The following is a 20,462-nucleotide window of genomic DNA, read 5'->3' as shown; positions in this document are numbered from 1 at the left end:
CTTAATCACTCAGCACTGTAACCCTCTCTAACTTATTGTTATTGAGACAAAAAAAAAATTGAAATAACGCTTAGCGAAGCTGAGTCATATGGTTATGAATTATAGTCTACGTTAATGATTTTAAAGTAACTAAATACAAGAATTTGATATAACTCAATATTGATCCAGCAAGCGCAATGCACTGACGGAAACGTATTACTATTTGCATGTGATTTAACATAATATACATTATGCGCAGTTATAGGTCTTGTAAAAAGCCCAATTAAGGGCTTCTTCTGACTCTACTGAAAAATACTTATTTGTCCCACACAGAGATATCTGTGTCGTATTCTTCGCCACCTTCACGGCCATCAGCGCCCAACGAATAGAGATCGTATGGCCCATCAGTACCTGGTGTCAGATATTGATATTCGGTGCCCCATGGGTCCTGAGGTACTTCACGCGTCTGAATATAGCCACCCTTTCGCCAATTCTTGGCGGGCGGAAAGCCCTCCGGCTCAGTGATCAATGCCTGCAACCCTTGATCAGTACTGGGATAACGGTGGTTGTCGAGCTTGTAGGCATCGAGTGCCTGGGCAATTCTTTTGAGGTCTACCTCGGCTGCTGTGACCCTGGAGTCATCGGCTCGTCCGATGATATTCGGCGCAATAAGACCCGCGAGAACACTGATGATAACGACGACGACCATGATTTCTATCAGCGAGAAACCAGACTGTTTGATACGGTTGTATTGCATTTGAATTACCTAAAACAAATTAACGAAAGAAACGGCTATTGTTAGTCGATGTTATAATGCTGTTAAAGGCATTAGTAATGCCGGCCTGTGCAGCAAGACCAAGCTTTTCTGGCAACGTTTTCTTTTCTTCAAAGCCAATGCTGTAGACGTTGCTGGTCTTGCTCAATGCCAATAAATATTCATCACTGGTGATTAGCTCATCGACAAGCTTGTTCTCGAGAGCACGAATGCCAAACCACGCCTCACCTGTGGCAACGACATCGAGATCAACAACACTCCGGTTTTCACTGACAAACTGTTTAAACAGCAGGTGTGTATCTTCCAGTTCATCGACAAACTTTTCTTTGCCCTTCTCTGTATTCTCACCAAACATTGTGACGGTTCGCTTAAATTCACCGGCGGTAAAGGTTTCGTAATCGACGTTATTGTTCTTTAGCAGTCGGTGAAAGTTCGGCAGCTGGGCAACAACGCCAATCGACCCCATGACAGCAAAAGGCGCCGCTAAAATACGATCACCGATACAGGCCATCATATAGCCACCGCTGGCAGCAACCATATCAACACAAACAGTTAATTTTAGACCGTGGTTTTTGATGCGATGGAGTTGCGAGGCTGCAAAACCGTAAGCATGCACCATGCCGCCACCGCTTTCGATTTTAACTACAACTTCATCTTCAGGCTTAGCCACCAGCAACAGCGCAGTTATTTCCTCTCGCAAACTATCAACCGCAGATGCTTTAATATCACCATCAAAATCGAGCACAAACACCCTATTCTTTTCTACAGGTTTTTGCTTTGATTTCTTGTCAGCTTTTTTCTTTTTCTTGTCAGCTTTCTCTTGTTCTTTGTATTCATCATCAGTCAATAAACTCTCTTCGAGAATACCTTTCATCTCTTCAAACTTTTCATTGAGAGATTTTATAGAGACTTGCCCCGTTTCTGCTTTATCGGATTTGGCGGAGGCGGCAATTACACCGACTACTGTTAAAACAATGGCAACAACAATGGTAATGGCCTGCAGTAAAAATAGGCCGTATTGAACAAAAAAATCTAACACTTTATCTCCGATGGCTTACTGCCAATTTTGTATGGCTTCTGTGGCATGCTGGTTTAATGGTTTAGCAAACAAGCCGCTGTTGCTCAATTTTAATTCAAACAGCGCACCGTCTTTAGCCGGTAAGTATGTCGCACTTCCATAGACCGCGTCTATATATGGCAGGTAATGGGCATTAAAATTTATCCACTGCCAAATATCGACACCATAGTTAGTATCAGCCAATGAGTATAGTGAGCGGGGCGCGGTAGCCTCATCTTCAATACTATAATATCGGCCACTGAGTCTCTCCAACCGATAAACAGGTGTCATGGGGATCTCAGCCACCCATCGAATCACCCGGGCATCAATTTGCCACTGATCACCCCACAGCTTATAGGTTGACGCACTGCTCTCAACATCAGTCGGTGTAATCTCAACCTGATAGCTACCATCTAAATTACCGGTGAAACTGATATTAGCGATAGTCTGTTGTTGACTTAGATGACGGTAACTTAACAGATCTTTCGCGCTTAAGGCTAAAACAGCAACCGACATTAATAGACTGAGGCCTGCCAGCCCCCTTAACGTACCGAGCAGCCAAGATTTAGACCACAACAGACGCAGGGCAAAAAAAGCAATAATGGCAGCCAGCGACAGTAAAACGGCAGGGAGCAGATATTGAGACACAGTATTACCCTATTTACTCAGCAGAAGAGCCAACAATTAATTGACTGATACCCTGCTCGGCAATGCCAAGCAGGTCGTCATTAGAGTTAGCTGTTGAAGCGAGTTCATTAATATAGTATTCGATGCCGACCAAGGTGTCGGCTAATGCCTCTACTTGTTCACTCTGCTGTTCGCTTGAAAGAACAGTAGTCTCCAGGGTGGCTATGTATTGATTACACTTGAGAATGATTTGTTGGGCGCGGTGATAATCGAGAATGGCCAAAAAACCAGCAACCTTGGCCAAGGTCGCGCTCAAGTTAGCTATGTGGCTGAAATCAAAATTATTTTCAGCATAATTAACAATACTGCGCTTGGCCAGATTCATCATCGAAACGCCTTCGGCAATCACAATTTTGGCCGCCTTATTTAACATCACGTCAGCAATGACGGTAGTTTGCTTGTCCCGGCTCAGTAATTCTTTATCGCCAGAGACCTCAGTCGGTAAGGCCGTCAGAAGGGACAGCGCACTCTCGATATACAATAATGTACCGGCAGCATCGAGTAGGCATTGTTTATCATTGACCACACCATCTCGTACGGCTAATTCTAGCTCCAACCGCAAATGCTGTAATGTGTGCGCGATATCCATCAGTGACAGAAAAGACAGTATAGATTCTGTTTTTCCAAGTAGTTGCAACAGCGATTGCCACTCGTCAGTAACCCCTGTTTGGCTGACAAGTTCAAGAATATCCCTGGCCTGTAATAACTCTTCAACAATAGCGGCTGAAACTATCGCAACAGTATCCTTGCCAGGGCCAATAATATTGTTGAAATGGTCTTTGAAATCATTATCGGTCCAACTAAGTTTCGATACCTCATGTTCGTTCAGGATAGCGGTTATCGGTGCAGCTGAAGAATCAATAATAGAGACTAAAAATAGTAATTCATCGATTACCTGCCCCGTGACAACTGTTTCCTTACCGCGGGAAAGTTGACGAAGATTATTGTCAATAGACATCAAAAGGCGGAGACGTGTGAAGTTGATTTGTAACTTATTGCTAGACACTGCCGTTAAAACGACTTCAATTAATCGCCACAATGATGTCGGAAATCCTTCAAACACCTGCACCTTATTGCTGACATGGGCCATCAGGCGGCCGTATTGTTGCTGATCCTTGCCTTTGACCAAACCGAGCAAGCCCACTTGATACATATGATGCAAGCGCTTTAAACGCTCGCGATCACCGTCTAATGTCAAGGCAGAGATGGTCATATCGGATGAGTACTTAGCCAGACCGGTTAATTCTGACTCGTATTGGATCGATTTTTTTGCTGGCAGAGCGAGCTGGTTACTGAATTGATTGATCAGCAGCGGGTAACAATGCTGCTGACTAATGCAATAATCAACATAACGTGGAAGTACAAACAGTGTTTTACCGATAGCATTAATCACTGCCTCGGATAATTTTATCTCACCCCTGGTCAGCCGCTGCAAAACCACAGACAAGTTCTCTAGCAGTGTTGTCACACCGGTAAACTGCAAAATTTCAAAAGTACCGCTAAGCTGAGATAATTGACTATGCACGTCAGCTAATAATTCTTCACGACTGAGGTCTGACAAATACTGCTCAAGGCTGGCTAGGGTCTTGCCAATGGTGAGATTCGTCTCGTCAATGACAAGAGCAACCGAATTCATATTAAGGGGTACTGCTAATGTGGCCAAATTTCCCATTACGTATCTTTTCTTATTACCTATAAAGGAGTGGTGCTACCTAAGTTTTATTAAATTATTGGTAACTTTTCTACTTCTTAACAATCTTGAGTCATGGCATAATTGCGCACTTTCCAGTTAATGGCAATAACCGCCGTGTTTTTTGGCAATATTGGAAATAGAAAAGTTAGCTACATCACACTTAATCACTATAAATTGATTGAAAATCAACCAGTATTCGCTCGTTATACCTAAAATTTTGGGCTTCGGCCCTGCTGTTGGAAAAGAACATTATGCAATACAATCTATCACAGGCAATGAGCCGAAACTTTCTTGGTCAAGCTCCTCAGTGGTACAAGCTAAGTATTATCGCCATGCTTATCATTAACCCTATCCTCTTTATGACTGCCGGACCATTCATTACCGGCTGGGTGCTGATTGCCGAGTTCATCTTTACCCTAGCCATGGCGTTGAAGTGTTACCCGTTACAGCCGGGTGGTTTGTTAGCTATTGAAGCGATTGCCATTGGTATGGCAACCCCTGAAAGTGTTTACCACGAGGCTCTCGGCAACTTTGAAGTCATTATGTTGTTGATGTTTATGGTGGCCGGTATCTACTTCATGCAAAGCCTGCTGTTATTCGTGTTTACCAAAATACTCCTGGGAATACGCTCTAAAGTAATGATATCTTTGCTTTTTTCTATTGTTGCCGCAGTCCTCTCTGCCTTTTTAGATGCATTAACCGTCACCGCCGTGTTGATTACTGTCGCGCTGGGTTTTTACAATGTTTACCACAAGATTGCCTCCTCAGAAGGCGAGCACCGAGCTGACGACCAAAACGTCAAAGATGCCTACCGCGCCGACCTGAACCAATTTCGCTCATTTCTCCGAAGCCTGTTAATGCATGGCGCCGTTGGTACGGCATTAGGTGGTGTCTGCACCCTGGTTGGCGAACCGCAAAACCTATTGATCGCAGCCAAAACAGATTGGACGTTTATCGAATTTTTTCTCAAAATGGCACCGATTACAATGCCGGTTCTGGCTGCAGGCTTGTTATTGGTGGTGATACTCGAAGTTACCAAGACCTTTGGCTATGGTGCCAAACTCCCCGACTCAGTCCGCGAAGTACTTATTGCCTATGATGATGAACAAAACGCTAACCGCACATCCCGCGATAAAGCGGCGCTGATAGTACAGGCATTGGTTGCTGTATATCTGGTTATTGGCTTGGCTACGCACCTGGCTCCAGTGGGGCTGATCGGCTTAAGCGTTATCGTATTATTGACTGCCTTTAACGGCATTATTGAAGAGCATCAAATTGGCCACGCCTTCGAAGAGGCCCTGCCTTTTACAGCGTTATTAATTGTTTTCTTTGCCATTGTTGCTGTTATTCACCAGCAACACCTGTTCCAACCTATTATTAATTATGTATTAAGTTTGGACAGTAACATCCAACCGATCATGTTCTTTGCTGCTAACGGCGCACTTTCGGCCATCAGCGACAATGTTTTTGTCGCCACGGTGTATATCAATGAAGTAAAAGAAGCCTTTGACATGGGAAGTATTTCTCGCGACCAATTCGAGAAGCTCGCTATAGCGATTAACACAGGAACTAATATTCCCAGTGTGGCGACACCTAATGGCCAGGCAGCATTCCTGTTCTTGCTAACCTCTGCCGTTGCACCGCTATTACGCCTATCCTATGGCAAGATGGTCATTATGGCCTTCCCTTATACCATTGTCTTGAGCCTGGTGGGTGCTGTTATGGTCATCAACGTACTCTAAGAAAAAGGGTTGGCACCTGCCGGCGCCAACCCTTTTTTATCTATAGCGAATGCTTTATCCCAACCAGACGCAGTTACCGCCGCTCTTTTTATCCAACTTCTGCAGATAAGCCTCGTGGTCATCGAGCTCACGGCTACTTGGCTTCACGATCAGCAGGTCATCAGCCGTAGCCAACCGCTCTATTGCTGTTACTTGACTATCCCCCCCCTCCTTACCTGATAAGCCCAATTGAGTCTGACCGCCAGTAATAGCCAGATAGACATAGGCCAACATTTCTGTATCCAGCAAGGCGCCGTGATTATCCGGCGAGCGAACAGTTGCCAACTCTTGCAGAGTCAGCGGCTGGCCACGGCCATTGGCACCGGGGTTGAGGTGCAATGTTTTGTAATCAAAAGGATATTCGGCATAACGCTTGACCAAACGGTCGAGCGTGGTATTCGTTTTCATGCCAGTGACCATATCGCTCATGGCATAGGTGTTAGTCACCTTCCAGCTGTCATCAACGGGGGCGTGGCGATAGCCGTTTAGCTTAAGTTCATGATTGATAAACTTCATATCAAAGGGGGCATTGTGGGCTAACAATTCCGCTTTATCTGCGCCATCGGTGCCGGCCAAAAATGCCATAAAGTCATCAGCAATATCTTCAAAATATGGCTTGTCGAGCAAAAAATCATCGCTGATACCATGCACTTTGGCGGCATCCTCGTCGACTTTTCTTCGCGGATTGATGTAGACATGAAACTCACGCCCCGTAAATCGGCGACCGATCATCTCTATGCAGCCAATTTCGATAATACGGTGGCCGAGTTCTGGCTCTAGCCCCGTCGTTTCTGTATCGAGAAATACCTGTCTCATAGACACCTTAATTATTTAGCTATTTTACTGATGCCACGATTGGCAAGTTGGTCAGCAAGTTCGTTGTCGGGATGGCCGCTATGACCTTTGACCCATTTCCATTCAACCTGATGACGTTTAACCTGATCATCGAGTTGCTGCCAAAGGTCGGCATTCTTAACCGGTTTTTTAGCGGCAGTTTTCCAACCGTTCTTTTTCCAATTAACCATCCACTCGGTAATACCCTTGCGTACATATTGTGAGTCTGTGGTCAGCACAACCTGACAAGACTCTTTCAAGGCTTTTAAGCCTTCAATAGCTGCCATTAACTCCATACGGTTGTTGGTCGTATCTGCTTCACCACCACAGAGCTCCGTTTGATGCTCGTTATAGCGCAGCATGGCACCCCAGCCACCTGGTCCGGGGTTACCCTTGCAGGCTCCATCGGTGAAAATAACAACTTTTTTCAATGTTTATCCTTAGTGTTTTGTCTGACGATCAGTCTAACGCTTGTCTATGGCTGAGCCAATCTTTGTTGTTGCCACACCGCCAAATATTGGAATATCGAAGCCACCTCGAAGCTTTATAAATTTAGGCTTCAACGGTGTTAATCGCTGTACCTCTTTTATCGCTTCCGCCACATAAATGCCACCACCTGGTAGCTGAAACCTAGCTGCAATTTGGCTGTAAATCATCGAAGCCGATATAACCGCCTTGATGTTAGTGGGCAGCTCATAACAGTCGAAACGATGTACCGGGCTGCCAAAACCGAGAAGATTGAGCCAATCATCGAGCCGGCGCAAACCGATTGGGCGCGCCCTAACGCGATCTGCTTGGCCTACCCCTTTGATGACGGTGCTCAATCCAAGCAAGCTATAGGGATTAATACCGAGAATAATAACACGCCCGTGTGGAACCAATACCCGCTGTACCTCACGAAGCATCTGATGCGGATTTTTTGAGAATTCGAGTACATGGTGAAGAATCACCACATCGACTGACTCCGTGGCAATAGGCAGCGACTCAAACTCCGTGGTAATGCAATATTCAGTTTGAGTACTATCGGGGAAACAGTTGAGGCTGAGCTTTTGGTGTATACGGCACTCGGAATAAAGCTCGGCGTTCTCCAGGCTCGACATCTGAATAAGGCTATGACCAAAATAGCCTCGAACCCGGTCACCGGCCAAGGCCTGCTCTTGGCAGAGAAGGTGTCGACCAAAGTTGGTTGTAAACCACTGTTGCAACGGTTTTTTGCTGACCTCTAACACTGGCCTTGGTGAGCCAAAACGCATCTTACTCAATGACCTGCACCTACTGGGGATTATTGAGCACAATAATAGAACACAAAACAGCAGCTGAATAGACTCTATTAACTATCGAACTCTGTGATTAATTAGCATAAAGTATACGCCACATCTGTGAGACTTAACGGCGGAAATACATGCAATCCATTGACAGAATTGAAGCGTTTAATGATAACTATATCTGGTTGCTGAGTAACGCCGGCTTGGCTGCTGTTGTCGACCCGGGTGATGCGCAGCCTGTCATTGAGCGACTGCAAGATCTCAATCTTAAACTCACCACTATTTTAATCACTCACCACCACCTCGACCATGTTGGTGGTATCGAAGAATTACGTAAGGCCTACCCCGACGTAACGGTTTACGCACCCCATAACAGCCCCTATAAACAGGCGGATATCAGTGTTGGCCAAGGTGATGATGTCGATGTTTTAGGCGACATTTATCAGGTTATTGGTGTACCAGGCCACACCCTCGACCACATTGCCTACTTCAATCTTGGCAGTGATAATCGACCCACGCTTTTTTGTGGTGACACCTTATTCGCAGGTGGTTGTGGCCGAGTTTTCGAAGGCACCTACGCGCAGATGCATCAATCATTGTCATTACTTGCTGAGCTGCCGGGAGAAACCGCCGTCTATTGTGCGCATGAATACACCCAAGCTAATCTGCTATTTGCACAAGCCGTTGAACCCAACAACACGGTGTTGGCCGAGCGTGTGATCAAGGTTGACAACGACAGGGCTAATAACATTGCAACCGTTCCTACATTTATTAGGACAGAACTGGCCACCAATCCATTTCTACGCTGTAATCAAGTCTCTGTCATTGACGCTGCTACGGCTTTGAGTACAAATGAGATCAACCCCTCAGATGTTGAGCAAGTATTTGCCGCCATACGACAATGGAAGGACGCTTTTTAGCAATCGTGTTAGCATTGTCATCGCAACCCCGTTTATGTTGATCATCAGCTTTTGGAGTCATATTGTTTTGTTAACTCGTCATCTTATATTTCTCTCGCTAAGCGCCGGCATGTTGGCCGGCTGCAACAGTGCATTGTTGAACAAAACTCCGGCTACCGAACAACCGAATAGCGAAGCAGATTTTGTTGCAAGCTACCCTGACAACCACATCACTGTGAAGCAAATAAGCCGCTGCAGTCCTGGCCTGGACAATATTCCGGCCGAGCAATTTCACGATATCCACTATGACGATGTATGGCAGCGTATCCGCGATGACTTCAGTCTTTCTACTGAGCTGCATCGACCACAGGTACAAGCGCAACTCAACTGGTACCAGAAACACCCTCAATATATGAACCGGGTCAGTCAACGCGCCACTCCTTATTTGTTCTACATCACAGAAGAAATCGAACGGCGCGGCATCCCGGTAGAATTAGCACTGGTGCCCATTGTTGAGTCGGCCTATGACCCCTTTGCTTATTCGCATGGCCGTGCAGCTGGTATGTGGCAATTCATTCCCAGTACAGGCAAGAGTTTTGGTTTAGATCAAAGCTGGTGGTATGACGGTCGTCGTGATGTGGTGGCCTCTACCAATGCTGCATTAACGTACTTCACCACACTGGCTAAACGTTATGACGGCGACTGGGAGTTAGCACTGGCCGCCTACAACTCTGGTCTTGGCACCGTAGACCGGGCGATCAGAAAGAATAAAAAACTGGGCAAGCCTACTGATTATTGGTCGCTCGACCTGCCCCGCGAAACCAAGGCCTATATACCGAAAGTGCTGGCCTTGGCCGAATTAATTTCACAGCCGGCTAAGTACAACATGCCTATGCCGATGATCGATAATCAGCCCTACTTTACGGTGGTCAACGTCAGTTCGCAGATCGATCTTGCTCAGGCAGCCGAGATGGCCCAAATAGCCACCGATGATTTATACCGTTTAAACCCCGGCCACAATCAGTGGGCGACAGATCCTAATGGCAGTCATGAATTAGTTATTCCAATAACCAGTAAAGAAGTCTTCTCAACTGCGTTGCAGCAACTTGACCCCAATCAGCGCGTCACGTGGCAGCGTTATAAGATACAGAGCGGTGACAACCTCGGCAGTATAGCCAAGCGCCACAAAACCACTGTGGCGGTTATTCAAAACTCAAACAATATCAAGGGCAGCACCATTCGTACCGGCCAGATGTTGATGATTCCAAAGTCCAGTAAACCCGTCGAACACTATTCGCTCAGCGCCGATCAGCGCAGCGCCAATAAAATAAAAGCCAAAAACAAACAGGGAAATCTACGCAAAAATGAGTATACCGTTCGTGCAGGTGATTCATTTTGGCAGATTGCTAACAAAAACAATGTCACTACCCGACAGTTAGCCAGCTGGAATTCAATGGCCCCAGGCGACACACTATCCATTGGTAAAAAACTGGTCATCTGGCAGCCATCGCCCACCGCTATCAGCCAAAACAACCGCACTGCAACGACCCGCAAGCTTGGCTATAAGGTACGTTCCGGGGATTCACTTGCCAGAATAGCCGGTCACTTCAAAGTTGCAGTCAGCGATATCGTCAAATGGAACACCCTCGACTCGCAGGATTACTTGCAGCCCGGTCAACGTCTGACGCTGTATGTTGATGTCACCAGTGGACGCCGATAAGCGTCATTAATATCGCACGTAGATTGTTAATTTTTAGCATAAAATGAACAATCTACGATGCAATAATGGCATGAACGTATTAAGCTGGATCCACATTCATCACTATTGAATTACCCGCTATCAATGACCAGTTATTTCATTCGACGATTGTTACTGATCGTGCCCACCTTTATTGGTATTACGCTACTTATTTTTGCGATTACGCGCGCCGTTCCTGGCGGGCCTATCGAACGGCTAATCCAACAGCAAAGTATGGCTGCTTCGGAGGCGGCCAGCGCCAGCAGTGATACCACCAGCGGCAGTAGTTTATCCGACCAACAGTTAGACGAACTCCGTGCCTACTATGGCTTCGATAAGCCGGTGTTGATCAGCTATGGCATCTGGCTGTCGAAACTGGTGCAATTTGATCTGGGCATATCAACCCGTTATCACGAACCCGTCTGGCACTTAATTAGAGACCGCTTACCGGTGTCGTTATTCTATGCCTTTGCGACGTTGATTATTACCTATGGTATTTGTATTCCCCTGGGGATTATCAAGGCCATTAAACATCAAACCGTGATAGATAATACCTCATCCATTTTAGTCTTTATTGGTTACGCCGTGCCTGGCTATGTGGTGGGTATTTCACTGATTACCCTATTCGCCTCACACTGGGATGTTTTTCCACTCGGTGGCTTCAGCAGCGATGATTACGACAGCCTCAGCCTGGGTAACAAAATACTCGATATTCTCTATCATGCTGTTCTTCCCCTCGCCGCTTATGTGGCCGGTAGTTTTGCTCAGCTAACACTGATCGTTAAAAACACCTTGATGGATAATCTCGCAGCCGATTATGTACGCACAGCCGTCGCCAAGGGGCTTGATTATAAACAGGCAATCTTCGGTCACGCCCTGCGTAACAGTCTCATACCATTGGCCACCGGTTTTGGCAGCAGCCTAACAGCGGTATTGGGTGGTTCGTTCTTAATCGAGGCAATCTTTAATATCGACGGCATGGGCTTACTGGGCTATGAATCGGTGCTGGAGCGTGACTACCCCGTCGTCATGGGTATCTTGGCCATTTCTGCATTGTTATTTCTTCTCGGTAATATTCTCTCTGATTTCTTTGTCGCGCTCGCCGACCCACGGGTGAAATTCGAATGAGTATGTTTACCCTCAGCCCTCAGGGCAAGCGACAATGGCAGCGATTTAAGGCGATTAAGCGCGGCTATTATTCCGCCGTGTTATTAGTCGGGTTATTGCTGCTCAGCTGTTTTGCCGAGTTGTTAATCAGCAATCGAGCCCTTGTGGTCAACTACCAGGGCGAATTCTATTTCCCTACCTACGGCGCGGTGATTGACGGCCAGAATTTTGGCCAACAACGCGCGTTTGAAACAGACTATCGTGACCTAAAGCAGACGCTCAAAGACAGTGGCGAGGGCTGGGTGATTATGCCACCCGTGCCATATTCACCCACTGAGATTGATCTCAACCTGACCGATTTCCCTCCCTATCCCCCCTCTCTGCAACACTGGCTGGGTACCGATACCAGTGGTCGCGACGTGCTTGCCCGCCTCGTTTATGGTTTTCGTACCGCCATGGCATTCAGCCTTATCCTGCTGATATGCAACTATATCATCGGTGTCAGCATTGGCTGTTTAATGGGCTTCTTAGGTGGCAAGGTCGACTTATTTGGCCAGCGCATCATAGAGATTTGGTCCAATGTCCCCTTTCTCTACGTCATCATGATTATCGCCTCAATCATTGTCCCTAGTTTCTGGACTCTGGTGGTGTTAATGGTGTTGTTCGGATGGATGGGCATTACCTGGTATATGCGAACCGTAACCTACCGCGAGGCCAGCCGTGAATATGTCATGGCGGCGAGAGCCATCGGTGCCAGTCAGAGCCGCATACTGTTCCGGCATATCCTACCCAATACGATTTCATTATTAGTGACTTTTATCCCGTTCTCTATTGCCGCCGGCATCTCCTCACTCACCGCCCTCGATTATCTAGGCTTTGGCCTGCCCAAGACCACACCCAGCTGGGGTGACTTGCTGGCACAGGGAACCAATAATTTACAATACGAATGGATCGTTCTTTCTGTCATCGTTGCCATGACGGTGGTATTAACCATGGTGACCTTTATTGGCGAAGCCATTCGAGAAGCCTTTGACCCGAAAAAATATGCCTATTTTAAGTAAGTTTTATCACTGTCTCGCCAAGCTAGCGTTGCCGCTGGCCTGCCTTGCCATGGTCGGCTGCAGTCAATCTGAGGACAATCTAACCGCCTGGCAACCCCTGGATGGCATCGAGATTGTGCAATACCCCAGCACCACTTTGAAAGAGGCTGTTGATTGGCAAACCAATAATAGTGACTCTGTCTTTGCCGCCGAGGAGGCCATCCGAGGGGGTATGCAGCGAGACTACATTGGCTCCTTTCCAATGACCTTCAGAACAGTCGGCCCCGATTCAAACGGTGGCTTTGCCGGCTACATACGTTCGCTAAACCTCAGTCTGTTAGACAAACACCCTAACAGCCAGCAACCCTTACCGAGCCTGGCCACGCACTGGGCCTTTGGTGCCGATGGTAAGACCGTCTATTACAGGCTGGACCCTGACGCACGCTGGTCGGATGGTAAGCCTGTCACCGCCGACGACTACCTCTATGCCATCGATTTTATGCGTGCCAAGGAAATCATTGCGCCCTTTTACAATAATTATTTCACTGAGCAGATTGTCGGCATTACAAAATACGACGACTACACCATTGCCGTTGAAAGTGGTAATGCCAAACCCCAGGATGAGTTGTTATTCGCCACAGCCATTTCACCCCAGCCGCAGCACTTCTATAAATTGACTGACAACTGGGTGCGTGATTACAACTGGAAAATACCGCCGGTTACCGGCGCCTATAATATTGGTGCCTTCAAAAAGGGAAAATACATCGATTTTTATCGTAACGAGGATTGGTGGGCCAACGACAAGAAGTATTATCGCCACCGCTTCAACCCCGACACGTTACGATTAAAAGTGATTCGTAATGACGATGTGGCGTTTCGCTATTTTCTTAAGGGTGAAATAGATACCTTTACCTTGGTCATGCCCAGACTTTGGCACGGCAAGGCTCAAGGAAAACCCTTTGATAACGGTTATATCATCAAGGCAAAATTTTATAACGATGTACCCGTCCCCTCCTCTGGCATGTGGCTAAACTCCGCCGACCCTATATTGCAGGATATTGCCGTGCGCAAGGCGCTGGCCCATGCGGTCAATGTCGACAAAGTCATCAGCACAGTACTGCGCAATGACTACGAACGGCTTAACACCCATCATCAGGGCTACGGTGATTACAGTAATACCAGCATTCGCCCCCGCTTGTTCGACTTAGCAAAGGCCAATCACATACTTGATCAGGCTGGTTGGGACACGAAAGATAGTAACGGTATTCGCCTTAAAAATGGCCAGCCACTTTCACTGCGTGTGACCTACATGAGTGATGATCATACGCCTCGATTGGTGATATTGAGAGAGTCTGCTCGCAAGGCTGGCATCGATTTGAAACTACAGTTTTTAGACATGAGTACCGGCTTTAAGCAGGTGTTAGAGAAGAAACACCAAATAGCCTGGATGGGCTGGGGTGAAGGCGGTATAGCTCCACGTTTTTGGCAACATTACCACTCGGATAATGCTAATAAGCCACAGACAAACAACATCACTAACACAGCCGACCCGATAATGGACGGAAAAATTGAGCAATATCGCCGTTCAATTGACCGCGATGAGCGTATCAAACTGGCGCAACAACTCGAACAGATGATTTACGACAAGGCTATTTTCATTCCCACTTTTGCTGTGCCCTATACCCGTTCTGGCTACTGGCGCTGGATGAAACTGCCGCCGTGGATGGGTACCAAGGAGACGACGGCGCTGTTCTCATTTGGCGCCGGCTTGCATTGGATAGACCCTACGGTAAAGGCTGAAGTAGTGGCGTCGAAAAAATCGGGGGTCAGCTACCCTGCCGAAACCATTGTTAACGACGATTTCAAGGTGTCCAAATGACTGTTTTATCTGTCGACAATATTAGCATCGATTTCGACACCGACGATGGGGTCATCAATGTCATCGACCAGCTCAGTTTCACGCTTAACAAGGGCGAAATACTGGGTATCGTCGGTGAGTCTGGCTGCGGCAAGAGCGTCACCGCGATGTCGCTGCTTAAACTGCTACCCCAGCCTGCCGCCCATTATCGATCCGGCCAGGTGAGCTATAACGGCACCGATTTATGGGCCTGCCAACTCGATCAGCTGAAGCAATATCGCGGCAAGAAGATCGCCATGATATTTCAAGAGCCAATGACAGCGCTCAACCCTGTCTATACCATTGGCAAACAATTGGCTGAAATATACCAGCTACATTTCCCCGAAAAAACCAGCCAGCAGATTATCCAGGCCAGCGGTGAAATCTTAAGTCAGGTCGGCATCGCCGAGGCACAACAGCGGCTCACCGAGTACCCCCATCAATTATCGGGCGGCATGCGCCAGCGAGTCATGATTGCCATGGCACTGGCCTGTGAGCCGGACATCCTCATCGCCGACGAACCAACCACGGCGTTGGATGTCACCATACAAGCGCAAATACTCGCCTTGATTACCGACTTACAACAGCAGCGACAGTTATCCGTCATCTTCATCACCCACGACCTTGGCGTTATTGCCCAGTTGTGTGACCGGGTAATGGTGATGTATGCGGGCAGAATGGTTGAAAGTGCTGACGTTTACACCCTGTTTGAGCAACCCAAACACCCCTATACCCACGGTTTATTGCAGGCGCTTCCGAGGCTGACCGACACCCCTAAAACCAAACTCAATACCATCGAGGGCATCGTGCCGGCCATTGCCGATTTGGGACAGGGCTGCCGCTTTGCTGATCGTTGCGACTTCGCCAGTGAGCAATGCCAGAGTCAGCCCTGCGTTGTTGGTGACAGCCATCAATTTGCCTGTTGGCACCCGATTACAGCCGAGCAAATATTATGACCGAGCCCCTGTTACGCGTTTGCGATCTGGTGAAATTTTACCCGGTAAAAGCCGGTGTATTTAAGAAGACGGTAGCCCATGTTCAAGCCGTTAATGGTGTTAGTTTGACCATTGCAGCAGGTGAAACCCTCGGGCTGGTTGGCGAATCTGGCTGCGGCAAATCAACTCTTGGCCGCACTATTTTGCAATTAGAGACCGCCAGCGCTGGTGAGATTGTCTTTGACGGTCAGCATCTAGACCAACTGAGCGCCAGCCAACTTAAAAAAGTCAGACAAAAACTACAGGTGATATTTCAAGATCCCTACGAGTCACTGAACAGCCGCCATACAGTTGGTCAAATTATCGAAGAACCACTGATCATCCACCGTCGAGGTGATGCAGCAGAGCGCAAGCTTAACGTTTTGGCTCTGCTGCAAAAAGTCGGCCTGCCTGCCACCGCCGTCGATAAATTCCCGCACGAGTTTTCTGGTGGTCAACGTCAACGAATTGGTATCGCCCGCGCCATCGCATTAGCGCCGGAGTTAATTGTCTGTGACGAACCGGTGTCGGCACTCGATGTGTCTATACAATCCCAAATCATCAACCTATTACTCGAATTACAACAGGAGATGGGCCTGGCACTACTGTTTATCGCCCACGACTTGTCTGTGGTCAGGCACATATCTGACCGCATTGCCGTAATGTACTTGGGTAAAATTGTTGAGATTGCCAACGCTGACGATATCTATCGCAATCCCAGACACCCTTATACCCAGGCGCTGATCAGCGCCATTCCAATACCCGACCCGCGTCAACGCAGCAAACATCAGCCACTGGCCGGCGATGTGCCCTCACCGATTAATCCGCCCAGTGGCTGCAGCTTTCATACACGCTGCCCCCACGCTGACACGCTGTGCAAAAGCCAGGAGCCGATACTACAAGGGGAACAACAGCAGGTTGCCTGCCATCACTGGCAGCAGTCGACATAAAAAAGCCGGCAACCGCCGGCTTTTTTTTCACAGTAACAGGCTGCTTAAAGTAGCTTGGCCTCAAGCTTTTTCAATATTGCCTTAAGCTTTGCCACCTCTGATTGAAGCTCGACAATCTGTTGTCGGTTTTGTTCGGCCTGTGAAGTTACCGCGACCGTATTGGGTTGTTTCTTGGCGGCGCTTAACAGCTCAACCTTGTGCTGCAGGTTTTCGCCAATGGCGACTCGGGAGTCGAGACCATCAAGACCATCAACTCCCGCTTTGGCGGCGCCACCTTCTTTGCCGCCTCGTACCCATGTTTTTCCGTTAGGTGTCCGTTTGTATGCGCCCTCTGCACCCTTGCCTGCCACACCTGCACTCCCGGCCAAGCCTTTGGTGCCCATATTTGTGATGACGATTAACCGAGGTTTATAAACAGAAAGATCGGCGGCACTGTTATTGGCGTCAAAATACTGCAGACTGACATCGCCAGCATTGCCGCCGTTACCACCGTTACCACCAGCGCCTGCATTACCGCCATTAGGGCCTAGGCACTTCTTCACCTCACCGCCCTGCTCGCCATCACCACCGTTACCACCGCTACCGCCATTGCCACCGCTGGCAATAACGGTTAACTGCCCCAAGGTATCGATGCCGAGATTGATGTTGATCTTGGCAGCGTTTTCACCGTTGCCACCGTCCGAGCCAAACACCCCATTTCTGCCTGACTGACAGCGGTCGGCAACGGCATCGGTATAACTGGCGCCATTGACGCCGGCAGTGCCCGGCTTACCGCTGACATCGATGGTGACATTATCACCAATCACGGCATGTTTGGCGATCAGTTCAAACTGCTTAACAGAGGCATCAACAAGCAGTGTGCTGTTATCACCCATGGTTAGCCTTTCGACGGCGATATAGCCCTGTTTATTATCGAGGCGAAGCGTGTCTCCTGCCTTAACAATGAGTTCTTCGGCCTGTGTAACAGCGGTAAATAATAGGGACGTCAGTAACAGCAGACGGTTGAGGGAAAGATGACGGCTTAACATTGGGAACAACTCCAAAGACTTATATTTATCGCACTATTAAACCACGTCAGATGAAAACTCGCAGCATTTGATGACGCTGCTTTATTGTTGCCCAACGCCAGCCTATAATCCGGCCATTACTCATGACGATAGACAACTGACGATGAAAATATTTAGCTCCAGTTTTGGTGAATATACACTCGACCGCTACCCCAAGACCCAGGATGTCAATCTTCAGGCCTGGGATGCAGGCGACCATTATTTACTCAATCATCTGGCCGACATCGATTCTTTAGGCCGAGTGCTCATTATCAACGACACCTTTGGCGCGCTTACCACCGCACTGTATCAGCATGATATTACCGTGTGGTCTGACTCCAAACTCGCCGAACTCAGTTACCAGAAAAACTACCGGCTCAATGGATTGCCTGAAAACTATAGTTTTGTCCCCTCGACCGAGACACCCAAGGGCTTGTTCGATACTGTCATCATTAAAATACCCGGCACCAATCGCTATCTCGATGATATTTTATTGCAGTTAACCGCCCTGGTGAAACCCGATAGCCGCGTCATTGGTGCCGGCATGGCGAAGTACTGGACTAAAAAATGGCCGCAGTATTTTGCCGACCGTCTGGGTCATAGTGAATGTTCTCTAACCTGGAAAAAAGCACGATTAATTCTCTCTAACACCGATGCGCTGCCAGTAAAACAAGCTGCTGTTAAAACCAGCAGCTATCGGGCCGAGCCACTGGAAATGACCATCGGCAAGCTGTCTAATGTTTATGGTCAGGACTATCTCGATGTCGGGGCACGGGTGTTAATCGCAGCGCTGCCGGACTTCAATGGCAGACAAACATTGGCTGACCTCGGCTGCGGCAGCGGCGAATTAGGTTTATGCGCGCTGAGCAAAAACAGCACGATTAACGTCGAATTTATCGATGAATCCTATCAGGCCGTGGCCTCTGCCAAAGCCAATGTCATGACAAATTTACCCGGTGCCATCGATCGAGCAAGCTTTACCTGCAGCGATGGCTTAATCGATAAGGACAAAAACAGCTACGATGTGGTGCTGTGCAATCCGCCTTTTCACCAACAACAAACCATCGGCGATCATATCGCCTGGAATATGATGCACCAGGCCAGAAACAGCTTAAAGCCCGGTGGCGAGCTGTGGTTAGTCGGTAATCGTCACCTCAACTACAACAATAAACTGCAACGTTTATTTGGCAATTGTGATCAGGTTGGCGGCAGCGATAAATTTGTCGTCTTTAAGTCAGTCAAAACATGACGCCAGCGATACTGAGCCGTTAGCCACCCACACAGATGATTCGGCCACTGAGCCTTTTGTTTATAGTCACAGGCATACGTTAAAAAAAATAAGGAGGTCACGGTATGACCATCGGTGTCATGTTTGTCTGTTTTGGCAATATCTGCCGTTCGCCCAGTGCTGAGGGAGTCTTTAGGGCGATGGTTGAGCAGGCCGGACTCGGCGATAAAATCAGCGTCGACTCCACCGGCACCGCCGCCATTAATATCGGAAAATCGCCAGACCCCCGTGCTATTTTGGCCTGTGACAAGGTCGGTATTGATATCAGTTCGTTGGTTGCCCGCCAGATTGATGACGATGATTACCACAATAATCACTACATCATCGCCATGGATCGACAAAACCTGATGAATGTAACGGCCTGGAAAACACCGCATTACCAAGGCCAGATTCGCCTGCTGATGGAGTATCACCCCAACAATGGCGGCAATCATCAACTGCCCGACCCCTATAACTCAGATCAAGATCAGTTCTACCGCGTCATCGACAGCATCGATGCAGCGTGTAAGACCTTATTGCAAGAGATCAAAGCCGAGCATCAACTGTAGCTGTTAGGCAGGCGGTATTACGACATCGGCTGAATGACATCGTCGGCGAATTTAAACAGCGACTCTATCTTTTGCTCAATGGTGGCATCGGGGCCGAAATACATCATCCATGGTTGTGTCAGTATATGGCTGACGCCTTTATCGGCCAACCTACCATAGCCATTGGGCTCATAGGCATCGTTCGGTGTCGCCATTACTCTAAACGGGCCGCTCAGCCCCTGCTGCGCTCTAAACTGATGGATCTGGTCTATTGAGTCGATAATCTCGGCACTGCTTTGCAAGTCAGTCAACCAGCCGGCATCGAGCCTGGCCACACGCTTAAGTGCCGCCGTTGAGATGCCGCCAATCCACAGTGGGATAGCCTCGGTTGGCGCAGGGTTCATCTCGACGCGGTCAAATTGATAGTGTTCGCCATGGTGTTCAACATACTCCCCCGTCCAAAGCTTGCGCATGACGGCAATCATCTCGTCGGTACGCCTGCCTCGGGTTTTGAAATCCTGCTGCAACAGCTTGAATTCATCGGCAGACCAACCGACACCGACGCTGAGATCGACCCGATTATCCGATAACACCGCCGCGGTAGAGATGGCCTTGGCAACCAGGAACGGGTTGCGTTCAGGCAATACAAAGATATTTTGGCTGAAACGGAGGGTGCTGGTAATCGAGCTTAGCGCGCCTATCATCACCCAGATATCAGGCCACTCGGTGAACTCCGGCCAGCGCCTGGCACCATCATCGGTGTAAGGGTATGGGGTCGACAGCTGCTCTGGGTTGACCACATGATCACTGAACGAGATTGAGCCGAAGCCTGCCTGTTCGGCAGCAACAGCCAGCTGCTTGATTTCATCGATCTTATTGAATGAGGTTGAGAGTACAAATTTCATCGAGCTTCCTTCTTATTTTT

The 20,462-nt window shown here is 48.2% G+C and carries 19 protein-coding genes; 10 read left to right on the top strand and 9 right to left on the bottom strand.

Annotation, left to right across the window (positions count from 1 at the left end; all coding sequences use genetic code 11):
• Nucleotides 1-295: 295 nt before the first annotated feature.
• Genes gspG through L9P87_RS01845 form a run of 4 tightly spaced genes read right to left on the bottom strand, consistent with a single transcriptional unit; the run spans nucleotide 296 to nucleotide 4,170 of the window.
• Nucleotides 296-736 (bottom strand): type II secretion system major pseudopilin GspG, encoded by a 441-nt coding sequence (gene gspG, locus L9P87_RS01860; RefSeq protein WP_237442969.1) that lies wholly within the window; start codon nucleotides 734-736, stop codon nucleotides 296-298.
• A gap of 19 nt (nucleotides 737-755) precedes the next feature.
• Nucleotides 756-1,793, bottom strand: a complete 1,038-nt coding sequence (gene sohB, locus L9P87_RS01855) for a protease SohB (RefSeq protein ID WP_237442968.1) — start codon at nucleotides 1,791-1,793, stop codon at nucleotides 756-758.
• A 15-nt stretch (nucleotides 1,794-1,808) separates the two neighbouring features.
• Nucleotides 1,809-2,459 carry a cation/multidrug efflux pump gene (locus L9P87_RS01850; RefSeq protein WP_237442967.1) on the bottom strand — a complete coding sequence of 217 codons (651 nt, stop codon included), beginning with the start codon at nucleotides 2,457-2,459 and terminating at the stop codon, nucleotides 1,809-1,811.
• 13 nt (nucleotides 2,460-2,472) lie between these two features.
• Complete coding sequence (locus L9P87_RS01845) at nucleotides 2,473-4,170, bottom strand: FimL-related protein (protein ID WP_237442966.1); 1,698 nt, start codon at nucleotides 4,168-4,170, stop codon at nucleotides 2,473-2,475.
• Between the two features lie 272 nt (nucleotides 4,171-4,442).
• Here L9P87_RS01845 and nhaB point away from each other — a divergent pair, with 272 nt between their 5' ends.
• On the top strand, nucleotides 4,443-5,933 hold the full coding sequence (gene nhaB, locus L9P87_RS01840; protein WP_237442965.1) for a sodium/proton antiporter NhaB: 1,491 nt from the start codon (nucleotides 4,443-4,445) through the stop codon (nucleotides 5,931-5,933).
• A 54-nt stretch (nucleotides 5,934-5,987) separates the two neighbouring features.
• Here nhaB and L9P87_RS01835 read toward each other — a convergent pair whose 3' ends face one another.
• The 3 genes from L9P87_RS01835 to L9P87_RS01825 are packed head-to-tail and all read right to left on the bottom strand — an operon-like array spanning nucleotide 5,988 to nucleotide 8,059.
• Nucleotides 5,988-6,788, bottom strand: a complete 801-nt coding sequence (locus L9P87_RS01835; protein ID WP_237442964.1) for an exonuclease domain-containing protein — start codon at nucleotides 6,786-6,788, stop codon at nucleotides 5,988-5,990.
• Between the two features lie 11 nt (nucleotides 6,789-6,799).
• Nucleotides 6,800-7,237 (bottom strand): ribonuclease HI, encoded by a 438-nt coding sequence (gene rnhA / locus L9P87_RS01830; RefSeq protein WP_237442963.1) that lies wholly within the window; start codon nucleotides 7,235-7,237, stop codon nucleotides 6,800-6,802.
• A gap of 33 nt (nucleotides 7,238-7,270) precedes the next feature.
• The gene (locus tag L9P87_RS01825; RefSeq protein ID WP_237444351.1) at nucleotides 7,271-8,059 is read right to left on the bottom strand and encodes a class I SAM-dependent methyltransferase; all 789 of its coding nucleotides are present in this window, start codon (nucleotides 8,057-8,059) and stop codon (nucleotides 7,271-7,273) included.
• A gap of 149 nt (nucleotides 8,060-8,208) precedes the next feature.
• Between L9P87_RS01825 and gloB the strand changes: the two genes are divergently transcribed.
• The 7 genes from gloB to L9P87_RS01790 all read left to right on the top strand — a co-directional run bounded on the left by gloB (nucleotide 8,209) and on the right by L9P87_RS01790 (nucleotide 16,676).
• A complete protein-coding gene (gene gloB, locus L9P87_RS01820) occupies nucleotides 8,209-8,991 on the top strand; it encodes a hydroxyacylglutathione hydrolase (protein ID WP_237442962.1) in 783 nt (260 codons plus the stop codon).
• Nucleotides 8,924-10,690: a LysM peptidoglycan-binding domain-containing protein gene (locus L9P87_RS01815; protein ID WP_237442961.1), complete on the top strand. Its 1,767-nt coding sequence runs from the start codon at nucleotides 8,924-8,926 to the stop codon at nucleotides 10,688-10,690. The genes gloB and L9P87_RS01815 overlap by 68 nt, the downstream gene beginning before the upstream one ends.
• Nucleotides 10,691-10,813: 123 nt before the next feature.
• Nucleotides 10,814-11,836 carry an ABC transporter permease subunit gene (locus L9P87_RS01810; protein ID WP_237442960.1) on the top strand — a complete coding sequence of 341 codons (1,023 nt, stop codon included), beginning with the start codon at nucleotides 10,814-10,816 and terminating at the stop codon, nucleotides 11,834-11,836.
• Nucleotides 11,833-12,876 carry an ABC transporter permease gene (locus L9P87_RS01805; protein WP_237442959.1) on the top strand — a complete coding sequence of 348 codons (1,044 nt, stop codon included), beginning with the start codon at nucleotides 11,833-11,835 and terminating at the stop codon, nucleotides 12,874-12,876. Before L9P87_RS01810 ends, L9P87_RS01805 begins: the two co-directional genes overlap by 4 nt.
• Entirely contained in the window at nucleotides 12,860-14,734 is a 1,875-nt protein-coding gene (locus L9P87_RS01800) for an extracellular solute-binding protein (RefSeq protein ID WP_237442958.1), read from the top strand. Before L9P87_RS01805 ends, L9P87_RS01800 begins: the two co-directional genes overlap by 17 nt.
• Nucleotides 14,731-15,708 (top strand): ABC transporter ATP-binding protein, encoded by a 978-nt coding sequence (locus L9P87_RS01795; protein ID WP_237442957.1) that lies wholly within the window; start codon nucleotides 14,731-14,733, stop codon nucleotides 15,706-15,708. The genes L9P87_RS01800 and L9P87_RS01795 overlap by 4 nt, the downstream gene beginning before the upstream one ends.
• Nucleotides 15,705-16,676, top strand: a complete 972-nt coding sequence (locus tag L9P87_RS01790; protein ID WP_237442956.1) for an ABC transporter ATP-binding protein — start codon at nucleotides 15,705-15,707, stop codon at nucleotides 16,674-16,676. Before L9P87_RS01795 ends, L9P87_RS01790 begins: the two co-directional genes overlap by 4 nt.
• A 44-nt stretch (nucleotides 16,677-16,720) precedes the next feature.
• Here the strand turns inward: L9P87_RS01790 and L9P87_RS01785 are convergent, their stop codons facing one another.
• The gene (locus tag L9P87_RS01785) at nucleotides 16,721-17,704 is read right to left on the bottom strand and encodes a hypothetical protein (protein ID WP_237444397.1); all 984 of its coding nucleotides are present in this window, start codon (nucleotides 17,702-17,704) and stop codon (nucleotides 16,721-16,723) included.
• Between the two features lie 142 nt (nucleotides 17,705-17,846).
• Between L9P87_RS01785 and L9P87_RS01780 the strand changes: the two genes are divergently transcribed.
• Nucleotides 17,847-18,971, top strand: coding sequence for a methyltransferase (locus L9P87_RS01780; protein WP_237442955.1), 1,125 nt, complete (start codon nucleotides 17,847-17,849; stop codon nucleotides 18,969-18,971).
• Nucleotides 18,972-19,075: 104 nt separating this feature from the next.
• Entirely contained in the window at nucleotides 19,076-19,558 is a 483-nt protein-coding gene (locus tag L9P87_RS01775; protein WP_237442954.1) for a low molecular weight protein-tyrosine-phosphatase, read from the top strand.
• Between the two features lie 17 nt (nucleotides 19,559-19,575).
• On the opposite strand, the gene L9P87_RS01770 is transcribed toward L9P87_RS01775, so the two are convergent.
• A complete protein-coding gene (locus tag L9P87_RS01770) occupies nucleotides 19,576-20,442 on the bottom strand; it encodes a TIGR03619 family F420-dependent LLM class oxidoreductase (protein WP_237442953.1) in 867 nt (288 codons plus the stop codon).
• Nucleotides 20,443-20,462: the final 20 nt, after the last annotated feature.

Source organism: Sinobacterium norvegicum (assembly GCF_923077115.1).
Lineage (GTDB): Bacteria > Pseudomonadota > Gammaproteobacteria > Pseudomonadales > Sinobacteriaceae > Sinobacterium > Sinobacterium norvegicum.
The sequence above is the reverse complement of the archived record's forward strand: the minus strand, read 5'-3'. Positions and strand labels throughout refer to the sequence as shown.